General features: G+C 52.8%; 13 protein-coding genes. 7 read left to right on the top strand and 6 right to left on the bottom strand.

The window, feature by feature from the left end:
• Nucleotides 1-23: 23 nt before the first annotated feature.
• Nucleotides 24-1,157: a hypothetical protein gene (locus tag MMC1_RS00120; RefSeq protein ID WP_011711727.1), complete on the bottom strand. Its 1,134-nt coding sequence runs from the start codon at nucleotides 1,155-1,157 to the stop codon at nucleotides 24-26.
• Between the two features lie 122 nt (nucleotides 1,158-1,279).
• Here MMC1_RS00120 and MMC1_RS00115 point away from each other — a divergent pair, with 122 nt between their 5' ends.
• From MMC1_RS00115 to coaE, 4 genes are all read left to right on the top strand, one after another.
• Entirely contained in the window at nucleotides 1,280-2,038 is a 759-nt protein-coding gene (locus tag MMC1_RS00115) for a Nif3-like dinuclear metal center hexameric protein (RefSeq protein WP_011711726.1), read from the top strand.
• A 5-nt stretch (nucleotides 2,039-2,043) separates the two neighbouring features.
• Nucleotides 2,044-2,910 carry a shikimate dehydrogenase gene (locus tag MMC1_RS00110; protein ID WP_041640461.1) on the top strand — a complete coding sequence of 289 codons (867 nt, stop codon included), beginning with the start codon at nucleotides 2,044-2,046 and terminating at the stop codon, nucleotides 2,908-2,910.
• A 358-nt stretch (nucleotides 2,911-3,268) separates the two neighbouring features.
• On the top strand, nucleotides 3,269-4,015 hold the full coding sequence (locus MMC1_RS00105; protein ID WP_227665339.1) for a prepilin peptidase: 747 nt from the start codon (nucleotides 3,269-3,271) through the stop codon (nucleotides 4,013-4,015).
• A 1-nt stretch (nucleotide 4,016) separates the two neighbouring features.
• The gene (coaE, locus tag MMC1_RS00100) at nucleotides 4,017-4,679 is read left to right on the top strand and encodes a dephospho-CoA kinase (protein WP_011711723.1); all 663 of its coding nucleotides are present in this window, start codon (nucleotides 4,017-4,019) and stop codon (nucleotides 4,677-4,679) included.
• A gap of 93 nt (nucleotides 4,680-4,772) precedes the next feature.
• On the opposite strand, the gene MMC1_RS00095 is transcribed toward coaE, so the two are convergent.
• Both MMC1_RS00095 and MMC1_RS00090 read right to left on the bottom strand, forming a co-directional pair.
• Nucleotides 4,773-5,516, bottom strand: coding sequence for an arginyltransferase (locus MMC1_RS00095; RefSeq protein WP_011711722.1), 744 nt, complete (start codon nucleotides 5,514-5,516; stop codon nucleotides 4,773-4,775).
• A gap of 13 nt (nucleotides 5,517-5,529) precedes the next feature.
• Nucleotides 5,530-5,763: a hypothetical protein gene (locus tag MMC1_RS00090; protein ID WP_011711721.1), complete on the bottom strand. Its 234-nt coding sequence runs from the start codon at nucleotides 5,761-5,763 to the stop codon at nucleotides 5,530-5,532.
• A 143-nt stretch (nucleotides 5,764-5,906) separates the two neighbouring features.
• Between MMC1_RS00090 and hslV the strand changes: the two genes are divergently transcribed.
• Nucleotides 5,907-6,443, top strand: coding sequence for an ATP-dependent protease subunit HslV (gene hslV / locus MMC1_RS00085; RefSeq protein ID WP_011711720.1), 537 nt, complete (start codon nucleotides 5,907-5,909; stop codon nucleotides 6,441-6,443).
• Nucleotides 6,444-6,451: 8 nt separating this feature from the next.
• Here hslV and MMC1_RS00080 read toward each other — a convergent pair whose 3' ends face one another.
• Nucleotides 6,452-7,915, bottom strand: a complete 1,464-nt coding sequence (locus MMC1_RS00080; RefSeq protein WP_011711719.1) for an IS4-like element ISMasp2 family transposase — start codon at nucleotides 7,913-7,915, stop codon at nucleotides 6,452-6,454.
• Nucleotides 7,916-8,049: 134 nt separating this feature from the next.
• Between MMC1_RS00080 and hslU the strand changes: the two genes are divergently transcribed.
• Both hslU and thiD read left to right on the top strand, forming a co-directional pair.
• On the top strand, nucleotides 8,050-9,435 hold the full coding sequence (gene hslU, locus MMC1_RS00075) for an ATP-dependent protease ATPase subunit HslU (protein WP_011711718.1): 1,386 nt from the start codon (nucleotides 8,050-8,052) through the stop codon (nucleotides 9,433-9,435).
• 280 nt (nucleotides 9,436-9,715) lie between these two features.
• Entirely contained in the window at nucleotides 9,716-10,498 is a 783-nt protein-coding gene (gene thiD, locus MMC1_RS00070) for a bifunctional hydroxymethylpyrimidine kinase/phosphomethylpyrimidine kinase (RefSeq protein ID WP_011711717.1), read from the top strand.
• Nucleotides 10,499-10,731: 233 nt separating this feature from the next.
• On the opposite strand, the gene alaS is transcribed toward thiD, so the two are convergent.
• Nucleotides 10,732-13,368, bottom strand: coding sequence for an alanine--tRNA ligase (gene alaS, locus MMC1_RS00065; protein ID WP_011711716.1), 2,637 nt, complete (start codon nucleotides 13,366-13,368; stop codon nucleotides 10,732-10,734).
• A gap of 104 nt (nucleotides 13,369-13,472) precedes the next feature.
• Nucleotides 13,473-13,925, bottom strand: coding sequence for a regulatory protein RecX (locus MMC1_RS00060; protein WP_011711715.1), 453 nt, complete (start codon nucleotides 13,923-13,925; stop codon nucleotides 13,473-13,475).
• Nucleotides 13,926-14,017: the final 92 nt, after the last annotated feature.

Raw genomic sequence — 14,017 nt, 5'->3', positions numbered from 1 at the left:
CGTGTTGTGGATAAGTTTTTCCCCTACTTCACAGGTAAGGGACAAGATTTACCATCCACCTCAGCGGTATCCTTTTTATAAGCTACCGGATAACCAATAAACGCTTGAGCCCCCCCATGCAGGGGTATAATGGTCTCCTCTGTCAAGCGTATCCAACGCTCTCGCACATTAAGTTCCCGCAGTGTTCCATCGGCGTTGGGTTGGGCCGCTTCGGTGTGTTGATAAACCAGACGCATAACCACCACAGGTTGCGTGCTCTTCTGTGGATGGATCAAATAGTGGTTACGGATATCCAATGCCACATCCTTACCCCACTGTTTGAGTGTTTTATACTCATCCGGCTCTAACGAAAGCAAAACATACTGTTCAATTTTAAGATCATGGCTATCGTTGTAGGTGGTTAACAACGTCAGCCGCCGATCCTGCTGAGAAGTGCTAAAAATGGTGGCTTCCTGCTGCTCCATAGCCAATACCTGAGCCGCTAAAGCACTGGCTCCACGACGCCCAGCCGCATTGTGGTAGTAGTTAAAATATTCAAAAAATTTACGTTCCAACTGGTCAATAAAGGTCTCTCCCTGCTCATAGAGGCCCCGTTCCAGATAGTTAAGATGGTGCCCCATGGTGCGCAGCGCCATATCCAACAGTCGCTCAATTTTGACGTGAAAGTTGGTCAACTGATACCGATCATCCTCGTCACTGGGCTGCACCAACAGAGCAAAATCCAAGGGTAACATCATACGCATGAGTTTAATAAAACCCTCATGATGCACATCCCGCCATGCGGTATCGTACTCGTTTAGCCCCGGTAGATCCGGTGCCACCCCCGCAATATTTTTTTTAATCACCCGGTTGGCCAAACGACACCGAAAATGCTTGCGCAGAGAAGCGGGCATAACATCCGCCAGCAGCACCACCAAGGCGCTGTTATGCAGTTTATACTCTTTGGATGAGACCACCGAACCCGGACGTAATGAAGAACGACTGATAAAAGGATAGGGCTCACGCGCTTTGCGAAATTTATTATAGGAATCAATGAGTGTATGTTTGATGAGCGTATCTAAAATTTTTTCCCGCGCTTGCCAATAGGAATCAGCCTCCAAAACCCGCTGGATATTTGGGTCTGGATCAATGCGAAACATATCCCGTGGCATGGTCATGGGTGTGACAACTCCCTAAAGGTAAAAGGGGGAGGCAACCCAGAAACTATCCAAATAGATGGCCTCAAGGTTATACTCATTGAAACAGAGAAAATCGCTTTGAACAAGGATTGACGAAATTTATGGCCAACTTGACCGAGATTGAAACCCACCTACGCAACATACTCCAGTGCGACCGTATTGATGACTACTGCCCCAACGGCGTCCAGGTGCGTGGTGGGCACAACATCACCCGTGTGGTAAGTGGCGTAACCGCCTGTATGGCACTGTTTGAGGCTGCGGTGGCTGTTAATGCGCAGTTGATCATAACCCACCATGGTCTGTTTTGGAATAAAGACCCACGGGTTGTCGAGGGCATGCTTAAACATAGGCTTAAACTACTGTTAGAGCATGATATAACCCTGATGGGGTTTCACCTACCCCTGGACATGCATCCCGAGTTGGGTAACAATGCCCAAATTCTCAATCGGTTGCAACTCATAGCCGGTGAGCCTTTTGGTGTTTATAAGGGCAGTGCCCTTTCCAAAATGGGCCATTGGGAACAATCCCTGTCTTTGGATCAGGTCCAGCAAAAGCTGCAAAAGCTGTTTGGTGGAGAGCCTTTGGTACTGCCCTATGGACCACCAAACATTCGCAAAGTGGCCGTCTGTAGCGGGGGGGCACCAGAGTTGATTCACGAGGCCGTTACCGCTGGTGCCGATCTGTTTTTAACCGGCGAAGCCTCTGAACCGGTTTACCATGTGGCCCGTGAGATGGGCATTCACTTTGTCGCGGCTGGGCACCACCGCACCGAAATGTTTGGGGTGCAGGCTGTGGGTGAAAGGTTGGCCCAAACCTTTTCCCTGGAACACACCTTTATTGATATTCCCAACCCCATATAGGGTTCATGAACATGCTCTCTAAAGCGCTTAATATTAATGGTGAAACAGGCCTACTTGCGGTCATTGGGGACCCTGTAAGTCACTCCCTTTCACCCAAGATGCACAATCTGGCCCTGCGTCATTGTCAACTCAATTATTGTTATGTGGCGCTACCGGTCAAACCACACAATTTAGTGCGAGCGGTGCAGGGTTTTGCGGCTATGGGCATGCGCGGTTTTAATGCCACCATTCCCCACAAAGAGAACCTGCTCCCGCTGATGCACACCCTTAGTGAAGAGGCCAGCCATATTGGTGCCGTTAACACCGTGGTGATTGATGACGATGGCAAAATGACCGGTCATAATACCGATGCCTATGGGTTTATTACCGGACTTAAAGAGGCTTGGCGTAGTGACCTGTCGGGGTTAACCGCCATTATGTTGGGTTCTGGTGGCGCGGCACGGGCCATTTTATATGGACTTATTCAAGCCAAAGCCGCACGGGTTATCATCGCCAACCGTACCATTGAGCGTGCGCAGGCTCTGATTGAGGCCATGCAACCCTATGCACCCAACACACAGCTTATGGTTGCACCGACCCAAGCCGATCAACTGCCGCTGGAGTCGTGTGACCTGCTTATTAACACCACCAGTATGGGGTTAAAGGGAGAGACCATTCCCTATATTGACTTGGCACGACTTCCACACCACGCCTTCGTTAGTGATATTGTCTATGGTGCCCATCCTACCCCACTGCTACGGGCCACCGCACAACATCAATTAGGCGGGCAGGATGGTCTGCCCATGTTGATCCATCAAGGGGCCAAAGCCTTTGAATTATGGACAGGGCACAGCATGCCCGTTGAGCTGGTTGAGCATACACTACGTCAGTAACATGTTTAAATAGATCGGTATTTTATAAAGCTATGGGTTATCCACAGAGGGCTGTTTAAAAGTCGCTGTAAGTGGCCCTGTGGTTATGTTCATAACGTCGTTTTTTTATGAGGTAGCCCTTTCATCCCCAACTTCAACAGAGGATCTAAGGGTAGATACTCCACCTGAGTGTGTCCCTAAAAGAGTTTGTTAAAGAGAGGGTTAACAGGGTTATTCTAGTTATCCACAGGCCCTTTTTATTCTACAATCTCTTTTATTTAAGATAGAACTGTTTGTTAAGAACCCTTTTTCACCAGGAGTTGCTCCATTGCCCCCAACCGCTTGGCTTGATCTTGGCACAGCTCTGGTCATTGGACTGGTGTTTGGCAGTTTTCTCAATGTTTGTGTTCACCGTATCCCCCTAAAAGAGAGCGTGGTTAACCCGCCATCCCACTGCCCCTTCTGTAAAAAAAATATTGTTTGGTATCATAATATACCAATATTTAGTTGGTTATGGTTAAAAGCACGCTGTGCCTATTGTCACCATCCCATCCATTGGCGTTACCCTTTGATGGAGTTATTGGGAGGGGTTGTGGTGGTGATGGCCATTGCCCGTTTTGGTTCAAATGCAGAAGGATGGTTATTGGCACTGTTTGGACTGGCGCTCTTGCTGCTCTCTGCGATAGATATGGAAAAGCGCATTCTGCCCAATATAATCACCTATCCCTTGCTGGTGGTGGGTGTGGTGTGTAGCGCACTGCCCATGTTGGGTAGTCCCTTTCCCTCAATGGGGGATGCCCTTTTGGGTATGGTGGTGGGGGCTGGTGGGTTGTTGGTACTCATTGAGGTGTGGTATCGCGTCACGGGGCGGGTGGCAATGGGCTTGGGGGATGTCAAGCTGGTGGGGGTATTGAGTGCTTGGTTGGGTTGGCAAGCGCTCTATTTTATTATTTTTGGTTCAGCTTTGTTGGGGGTCGTGGTGGGGGGTGGTTGGTTGATATGGGGGGGGAAAGAGAAACAGACCCCTATACCCTTTGGTCCCTTTTTGGCTTTATCGGCTTGGATTTATCTGTTTTTGGATGAATCCTTCAAGCAGGGTTATCTGCTGTGGATGGTTAGGAGTTAGCATGTATCTATTGGGTTTAACCGGTTCTATTGGCAGTGGCAAAAGCACGGTTGCGGCCATGTTGGTGGAGCGTGGCGCACGTTTATTGGATTCTGACCGGTTTGCGCGGGAAGCGTTAGAGCCTGGCACTGAGCAGTGGCATGCGGTGGTAGCCCGTTTTGGTCAAGATATTATGGAGGAAGGCGAGGGGGATATCCGCGCCTTGGATCGTCGAAAATTGGGTCAGATTGTTTTTGCCGATGAGCTTGCCCGTAAGGATTTAGAGTCCATTGTGCATCCTTATGTGTGGCGTATGCAGAGTAAATTATTGGCAAAATGGGCTGAAGAAGAGCCCAATACGGTGGTGGTGATAGATATTCCTTTGCTGTTTGAGACCAATGGCGAGGGGCGCTGTGACATGGCGGTGGTGGTAGGGTGTGGGGATCAACAGTGGGCACGGTTGGAGAATCGCCGGGGTATGAGTGATGATATGAAACGGCGGATTATTGCCCAGCAGATGCCCGAAGAAGAAAAAATTAAGCGTGGGGATTGGGTTATCTGGAATACAGGGACGCTGGATGAGACGGAGAAACAGATTGGTCAATTGTGGAACATGGTCTCGCTAGGGGCCAAAAATGGGGTAGGGGAGGCTTGGCCGGATGGATGGCACAAGTACGGGTACTGAGCCCTGTATAAAGGGATGGGGTAGGGGGGTGCTGGTTGGCCCACGTCAGGGTGGTGCCATGGTACAAGGTTAGGGCGCGGTTTGGCGGTGTGTTTAAGCCAATTCGCTGGGGGTTAGGTCACGCCAGCGGCGGTCGCGGTACCCTTCCAGGGGGGTGAATCTGGATTTATAGCGCATTTTTGGCGACTGTTTGATCCAATAGCCCAAGTAGACCCAGGGTTGCGCGGCCTGTTTAGCCGCTTCGGTTTGCCACAAGATGGCGTAGGTACCGAGACTGCGGGCTTTTTCATTGGGGTCGAAAAAGGTATAAACGGCAGAGAGGCTTTTGGGTTGATCGTCAACCACCGCCACCATGATCAAGCGACCGTTCAACCGAAACTCCACAAACCGGGTATGGGACCAAGAGGCGTTAAGAAACTCCATAAACTGGCTGGGTTGGGGGTCATCCATGGGGCCGCCGGCATGGCGTGAAGCGAGGTAGCGCCGGTAGAGTTCAAACCACTCTTCGCGGTGGGTTGGTGTGGCGGATGCAACGGTTAGGTCTTCATTACGTTTCCATATCCGGCGCATATTACGGCTCATTTTAAACCGCTCGACGGGAATACGTACAGAGACACAGGCATCGCATTGGGCGCAGTAGGGGCGGTAGACATGTTCACTGCTGCGACGAAACCCTCGCTCCATGAGATGCTCATAGAGGGGCGCACTCATGGGCAGGCTGGGTTCTACGAATAGAATGGCCGCTTCATGATTGTCTAAATAGCTGCATGCGTGTGGAGGGGTTAAGAGCAGATCCAAACGCTGCGCTGTTGCATCAATACGTGACATGCCAGTCATGAATTAAACCGTTTTAGCTGAGTACATAAGGTGGTTCGGCGACACCAATGTCGGGATAGCGGCTAATTTTACCCTCTGCGACCAAGGCATCCAACATGCGTTGAACACGCTGTTCATTTTCGCTGTTTGGCTGGCGGCCAAACAGTTTTCGATAGAACATAGTATAGGCCATAACGCGCGTTCCATCCTCAATATTTTTAGGGGTCAGCAGCGCCAGGATTCGATCTTTCATCTCTTGATCGGTCACGGGTTCGTTCTCCTACACTGTTTTTACGAGTTTTGGGTAACCGTGTTAACGTTTTCAGGTGCGCTTGCATTCCCGCCCCGCACGGGGCACCATGCAGCTTTGTACCATTTTTCGATAAGACGAAGATACAGGGAGTATCCACTTTGTTTAAAGGTACCACCATTCTTAGTGTGCGTCGGGGTAACCACGTGGTGATGGGTGGGGACGGTCAGGTCTCTATTGGCAACACCGTGGCAAAATCCAACGCGCGTAAGGTTAGATTAATGTCGGACGGGAAGGTTCTGGCTGGATTTGCGGGATCTACGGCGGACGCTTTTACCCTCTTTGAGCGTTTTGAGGGCAAGCTTTCCAAGCATGGGGGTAACCTGACGCGTGCGGCTGTGGAGATGGCTAAGGATTGGCGCACGGATCGGGTATTACGGCGTTTGGAGGCAATGTTGGCTGTGGCCGATGAGCATTGCAGCCTGTTGATCTCTGGCAATGGTGATGTTTTAGAGCCCGAAGAGGGGGTTATTGCCATTGGTTCGGGGGGTCCTTATGCCTTATCGGCGGCACGCGCACTATTGCGGCATACATCGTTAAATCCGCGTCAGATTGTGGAGAGCAGTCTGGAGGTCGCGGCGGAGATCTGTGTGTTTACCAACAACAATTTGACCATTGAAGAGTTGGGTGGCGAATAGTTATGTCCTCAAGTTTCGCAGTTCGTTTCGGCCAGAATTTGACGTTGTGAACCAAGGGGATCGAGCATCAATGCCTTGCTGAGCCAAGCCTCGACCTCCTGTTCAAAGAGTTCAATTACCTCGTTTTTTTGGTGATTTTCAAGAATGGATGTTCGGCCAAGGGCATCATTGAAGATGGCGCGGAAGGTATGCCAGAGCTTTCGGGCATAGGTCAAAGCGGCCAGATTGTGGGCGAGTTGATCCCGCTGGCTGCCTTTGATCGCCACCATGCTGGAGAGAACAGCATGGCGCATGGCAGCTAGGTGTAGGCAGGCGATGACTGCTTCGAAGGATCGGACGGATTCATTAAGGAAACCAAGGTGCTGTTTGGATTCCTTGTAGAAAACTTCGATTCCCCAGCGGTTGGCGTAGTGCTCGATCATATTTGACAGCCCCATTGACCGGTCTGTGGTCAGAAAGACGGCCCACTCCTTCGAGCCGGTTTTCGGATCGATCAGCCGGACGAAGAACAGACGTATAAGGCCGATTTCGGGGTGCTCTGCATCTAGGAAGGTTCCTTTGAAGCGCTTGGACCCCTTAGCTTTCCTGATCTTGCCCTTGGCAAACCGGGTGTAAAGTTCGGCACTGGTCAGTCTCTCGCCCTGGAATAGGAACTTGGTGTTGTTGCGCTTCCATCGGATCAGGGGGACCACGCCCAGATCCAGGATTTTCTTGACGAACTTAACCGATGAGTACCAAGCATCGGCGAGAAAATACTGGGCCGGAATCCCAGCTTGAATGGCTCTGGCAACCATGTCGACAGTCTGATCAAGCTTAGACATCTTGGCCGCCTCACGGTAACGCCGTCCAAGATGTGAGCGACAATCGAACCGGTAACTGAGGATGTGGAGCAGATTGCTGATCAGAGGCCGCTTTGAAAAACGCAAAGCGGCATCCAGTGGCAAGGTTCCCTGCTTGTTAACCCAGACCAAGTGGGCTGCTTCAAAACCTGCAACTGAGCGGCCGGTATTGTGGTCATGATGCCAGCAAACACCTTCAATACGATCACCACGCTTCTCTTTGACGGTGGTATCGGCAACAAGGTAGCCGGGGCCGAGATCCAGCGTTCGCCACTGGGGTAGTAACTTTTTGATTAGCGCCCAATGCGCATTCCGCCATGGAAATTGGCGTTGGAGCAACCGGTAGAAGGTATCCTTGCCTACCGCGAAGACCGACAGAAAGTGGTCGCGGCAAAAAAGGTGAATGGATGGCACCTTCAACAGAGGATGCAGGATCAGTAACATGATCAGCGTCGGAAGATCCTTCCCCGTTCGTTTGCTCCATCCGCGCCGATTGAATATCGCCTGGAAGCCAATTTCCTGGAGAAAATCGACGATAGCGTTATCTACGCCGAATACTCCAAAGGATTGGGTTTTGATCTCGTCAATCATGGGGGTAGGCACAGTAGCCTGTTCCCTGTTATGCTGATTCATGAAGCTGGCCTCGTCCCTGAGCTATCTGACTGATTCGACACCAGAATTATAGCATACACGAGGCAGCTTTGCCCTTGACTTGGTTGGCAAATATCAGTCCAATTGATCGGTCAACGAACTGCGAAACTTGAGTTATGTCTGAGTTTACCCCCCGTGAGATTGTTTCGGAGTTGGATCGTTATATTATTGGTCAGAACATGGCAAAGAGGGCGGTAGCCATTGCATTGCGCAATCGTTGGCGGCGTCAGCGCTTGAGTGCGGAGATGCGGGAGGAGGTCTATCCCAAAAACATTCTCATGATCGGGCCAACGGGTGTGGGCAAGACGGAGATTGCGCGTCGATTGGCCAAGTTGGCGCGTGCGCCGTTTATTAAGGTTGAGGCGACCAAATTTACCGAGGTTGGTTATGTGGGCCGGGATGTTGAGTCCATTGTGCGGGATTTGGTGGAGATGGGCATAACCATGGTAACGGAGGAGGCCAAGGTTAAGGTGCAGTTTCAGGCCGAAGATCAGGCTGAGGAGCGGTTACTGGATATTTTATTGCCTTTACCGAGCACGGGTCAGGGTGAGGGTAGCGCTCATTTTGGTCTGTTTGGTCAGATGGAGGGTTCATCGGTCAAGCCAGAGCCTACGGCGCAGCAGAAGGAGAGCCGTCAAAAGATGCGCAAAATGCTGCGGGAGGGCAAATTGGATGACCGGGAGATCGACATTGATTTAAAGGAGCAGCGGCGGGTGCCGATGATGGAGGTGATTACACCTCAGGGTATGGAGGGGATTAATTTACAGGATATGTTGGGCGGATTGATGGGGGGGCGCACCAAGACCCGGCGGGTCAAGGTGGGAGAGGCCATGAAGTTGCTCACGGAAGAAGAAGCGGGCAAGTTGGTGGATCAAGATACGGTGCAGCAGGTAGCCATTGAGCGGGTGGAGCAGTCGGGCATTGTCTTTTTGGACGAACTGGACAAAGTGTGCGCGCGGGGGAGTGAAACACGGGGCGGGGATGTATCCCGCGAGGGTGTGCAGCGTGATCTTTTGCCTTTGGTGGAGGGCACCACGGTATCGACCAAGTATGGCATGGTTAAGAGTGACCATATTCTTTTCATTGCGTCGGGTGCGTTTCAATTAGCCAAGCCGTCGGATTTATTACCGGAGTTACAGGGTCGTTTACCGATTAGGGTTGAGTTAGAGAGTTTGGGCAAGGGGGAGTTTGTACGTATTTTGACGGAGCCAGAGAACGCGTTGACACGTCAGTATGCGGCGCTGATGGGGGTTGAAAACATCGAGTTGGTTTTCACGGATGAGGGTATTGAGGCGTTGGCAGAGATCGCCACCCGGGTGAACGAGACGGCGGAGAATATTGGGGCGCGTCGTTTGCACACGGTGATGGAGAAGTTATTGGATGAGTTATCATTCAGTGCGCCAGATCGTGGTGGTGAGCGGGTTGTGATTGATGCGGCGTATGTAAACCGTCAATTGAGCGATTTGGCGGCGGATGAGGACCTTTCGCGCTTTATCCTGTAGTTAGGGGATTAAAACAGACGAAACAGCCGTTGAGAGGCCATACAGCGCTTCTCAACGGTTTTTTTATGGTGCAACAACAGGGCATGGGTTTGGCCATCGCATCATAAGTGTGAAAAGAGTCTAAAAAACCTTAGATAAATAAGTATATAGAGTGGTTAATCCTGCTTGTGTAGGATGGTCGTGCATAAATTTCAGTTTGCCCTTTTCATCATTCTATTCTCTAAAATGGGGATACCTTGAGCCGCTTTTCCTTTTAACCCACGATCAAAGGAGATGCATCATGTTGCCTTGTGTTTTGACCATTGCCGGTTCGGATCCCTGCGCGGGGGCAGGCTTGCAGGCCGATCTGAAAACCATTACCGCGCTGGGTGGTTATGGCGCAACGGTTGTGACCGCCATAACGGTGCAGAACAGCGTCAAGGTCTCGCAGGTCCATCCGGTGGAGGGCTCTTTGGTGGCGGCCCAGATGAGGGCGGTGCTGTCGGACCTACCCATTAAGGCGATTAAACTGGGCATGCTGGGTAATCGTGGGGTGGTGGAGGCGGTGTTGAGCGTATTGGACCACTACCCCGAGATACCGGTGGTGGCTGACACGGTGTTGCGGGGCTCTGCGGGTGGGGCTCTGCTGGCGGATGAGGATGTGGCGCACTTTGTCCAGCATCTTTTACCCCGCTGCCATCTGATAACCCCCAATCTGGATGAGGCCCAGCGTCTGACCGGGCTTGAGGGTGGGGTTGGGGTGGCGGATCTGGAGTCCCTGGCTTATCGTTTGATGGGGTTGGGGTGTGGGGGTGTGGTGCTGACCGGGGGTCATCTGGTAGGGAATAAGGTGGTGGATACCTTGGTCTGCAAGGGTGGGATTAAGCGTTGGATAGGGGAGAAAATTGCGAGCAAAGAGGGGTTTCACGGGACCGGTTGCACCCTGGCCTCGGCGGTGGCATTGGGGGTGGCGAAGGGGTTGGATGATTTTGAGGCGGTGGAGGAGGGGATTGCCTATGTCAGGCAGACCATTCGCCGCAGCATAAAACTCGGCAGTGGTCAGCGCTTTTTGGGGCATGGATAGCCATTTCAGGGGGAGAATGTTTAAATACATTTTGAGTAGTGGATAAAAAAATATAAATATATTCAACAGTATGGATAACTTATTCTTTTTTATAAAAAGCAACCCCCAAGCCAGACGAAGCAGCGCCCCAGCCAGGTTCTGAACCGGTTAAGCCTTAAATTCTGTCGGTTTAGAAAAAACTTAGGGGTCTGTAGCACATACAGACCCCTAGGTTTAGAATCCATGTTCTTGGGTTAGCCAAGCTGTTCCTGTAACCAACCAGGAATCGCGGTCAACATGGTGGGGATAGCCGCAACCTCGGTACCACCCCCCTGCGCCATGTCTGGACGACCTCCACCCTTGCCCCCCACCATGGCGGCGGCAAAGGCCATCAAATCCCCCGCCTTGACCCGCTTGCCCGCCAAATCCTTGGTCACACCAGCGACCAACGAGACCTTATCCCCTCCCAACGCCAACAGAATCACCCCTGAACCCAGCTTATCCTTAACTTGGTCCACCATCTCCCGTAGCGCCTTGCCATCAACCCCCTTAACCTCTACCGCCAGCAGTTTAATACCGCCAACCTCGACAGCCTGCTCCAACAACGCCTCTACCATGCCCCCCGCCTGCGCCGATTGCAGCTTCTCTAAACTCTTCTCCAACTCTTTCTGCTTGCCCAAAAGACGCTCAATACCCTCAGCCAGTTTATTCGGTTGTGTCTTCAAGAGCGCAGCCGCGGCCTTGAGCGCCTCTTGGTCGCCACGGAAGATGGCTCGGGCACGTCCCCCACACACCGCCTCTAAACGGCGTACACCGGCAGCCACAGCGCTCTCAGAGAGGATATGAAAGATACCCATATCCCCACTGCGGCTTACGTGGGTACCCCCACAGAGTTCCATGCTGTCGCCAATACGGACCACCCGCACCTCATCCCCATACTTCTCCCCAAACAGCGCCATGGCCCCTGCGGCCACCGCCTCTTGCGGGGTCATCACGGCGGTCTCTTGGCTGACATTGCTCAATATCGCCCCATTGACCCGATCCTCCACCGCCCGCAACTCCTCTTCACTCATCCCCTGAAAGTGAGAAAAATCGAGACGTAAACGCTCCGCGCTCACATGCGAGCCCGCCTGCTTAACATGCTCCCCCAACACCGCCCGTAGCGCATGGTGCATCAAATGGGTAGCCGAGTGGTGCAGACGAATCGCCTGACGGGTTGCGCCATCTACCTGTAACTCGGCATGATCCCCAAGATGCACCGTACCAGTGACCATTTTACCATGGTGTACAATCAAATCGGGCAGGGGCTTTTGCGTATCGGTCACGGTAAAGCGGGCACCATTGGCCAACTGAATCACACCCCGATCCCCCACTTGGCCACCGGACTCCCCATAAAAGGGGGTCTGGTTGCAGACCACGGAGCCCTCATCCCCCGCCGTCAGACTCTCCACCTCAGCCCCGTTTTTAATCAAGGCCACCACACTGGCCGAGGCTGATTCATGCACATATCCCAAAAACTCACTGGCTCCCACACGCTCCAACAGCGGATGATAAAGGGCGCCCAGACTGGCCTCACCACTGCCCGACCATGCGGCGCGGGCACGCTCCCGCTGCTCTTTCATGCAAGCGCTAAAGCCCTCCTGATCCACCCCAATCTCACGATCACGCAGGATGTCCGCCGTCAAATCCAGCGGGAAACCAAAGGTGTCGTAAAGGGTAAAAAGGGTCTTGCCATCCAGCACATCCCCCATACGCAGACCTGCGACCGCCTCCTCCAAATGTTTAAGACCCGTGCCCAAAGTCGCAGCAAAGCGCTTCTCTTCGGTCTCAATCACCATCGCCAAGGTTTTACGTTGGGCGGTAAGCTCAGGATAGGTATCCCCCATCAATGCCCCTAACGTCTCCACCAACTTGTGCATAAAGGGCTGTTCTAGCCCCAGCAGGCGGCCATGGCGCATGCCCCGCCGCATGATGCGGCGTAACACGTAACCCCGCCCTTCGTTGGAGGGCAACACACCGTCGGCAATTAAAAAACTGACCGAACGAATATGGTCGGCAATCACCCGCAATGAGACCAACTGCTCCGCCGAGCATGTGGTATCATCCACCCCCGCCAAAGCCGCAGCGGCCTTGATAAGAGGCTGAAAAAGGTCGGTATCATAGTTGTTGGTCTTGCCTTGCAGCACCGAAGCCAGCCGTTCCAGCCCGGCACCAGTATCAATGCTGGGTTTGGGCAGGGGGGTTAAGGTACCGTCGCTGCTGCGGTCATACTGCATAAAGACCAAGTTCCAGATCTCGACAAAGCGATCACCATCCTCATCTTCCGAGCCAGGGGGACCCCCCGCTACGGTGTCGCCATAGTCATAGAAAATTTCACTACAGGGGCCGCAAGGGCCGGTATCGCCCATGGACCAAAAGTTATCGGTGGTGGGTATACGGATCACCTTGTCAGCGGGCAGGCCGATCTGTTGGGTCCAGATGGCATAGGCTTCGTCATCTTCGCTATAGACCGTGACCAGCAGGCGCTGGGCATCAATACCCAGATCTTCGGTGACAAAGCGCCAGCCCAGGCGGATCGCCTCCTCCTTGAAATAATCTCCAAAAGAGAAGTTACCCAGCATCTCAAAGAAAGTGTGGTGGCGGGCGGTACGCCCCACATTCTCCAGATCATTATGCTTACCCCCGGCACGCACGCATTTTTGCGCACTGACGGCGCGGCTGTAATCCCGCCGCTCTTCGCCCAAAAAAAGACTTTTAAACTGCACCATACCGGCGTTGGTGAAAAGTAGGGTGGGGTCGTTGCGCGGCACCAGGCTGGAGGATTCCACATGGGTATGCCCATGTTGTTGGAAAAACGCTACAAACCTTTTACGGATCTCATTACCGTTCATCTTCAATTCACCTGCTCAGCATGCATAGGAGCGTCCCACCGGGATGGGTACGGGGTCGGGGTGGGGTTGCAAAAGCAAACCCCAAACGGTTGTTTATAAGGCTTTCAGCCCAAGGCTTCAAGAACCATCCGAATGGTTTGCCCATCAAAACCCCTTCTTGTCAAAAAATCGTGGCGTTTTTTACGGGCTTTCAGATCTTCTGGGGGGGTGGGGCCAAACCGTTTTACCAAGGCTCGGTGGGCATTTTCTTGGGCGGTATCATTAGGGGCCAGCTCGGCGAGGCTGCTTTCGATAATAAGGGCAGGCACCCCTTTTTGTTGCAGTTCATGGCGAATACGCAGGCTGCCTTGGCCCCGCCGGGTGCGATCACGCACCAGCGCCTCGGCAAAGCGCACATCACTGAGATAGTCCATGGCAAGTAGGCGCTCCACCACCTTATTGACCAGCTCCAGAGAGACTTCGGGCAGCGTGCGCAGGCGGTTGCGCAGCTCCATTTCGCCATATTCCCGGCGGCCAAGCCAGCGCAACGCTTGCTCATAGAGTTCTATCTCAGTCATGCGACGGCATCTTTAAGTGGCTGTTTTTTAGGTGGCCCCACCCCGCCCCCCGAGCTGTCGAGTCCTATGAGGTCAGCAAAGGACGCCATGCC

Source organism: Magnetococcus marinus MC-1 (genome assembly GCF_000014865.1).
GTDB classification, from domain to species: domain Bacteria; phylum Pseudomonadota; class Magnetococcia; order Magnetococcales; family Magnetococcaceae; genus Magnetococcus; species Magnetococcus marinus.
The sequence above is the reverse complement of the archived record's forward strand: the minus strand, read 5'-3'. Positions and strand labels throughout refer to the sequence as shown.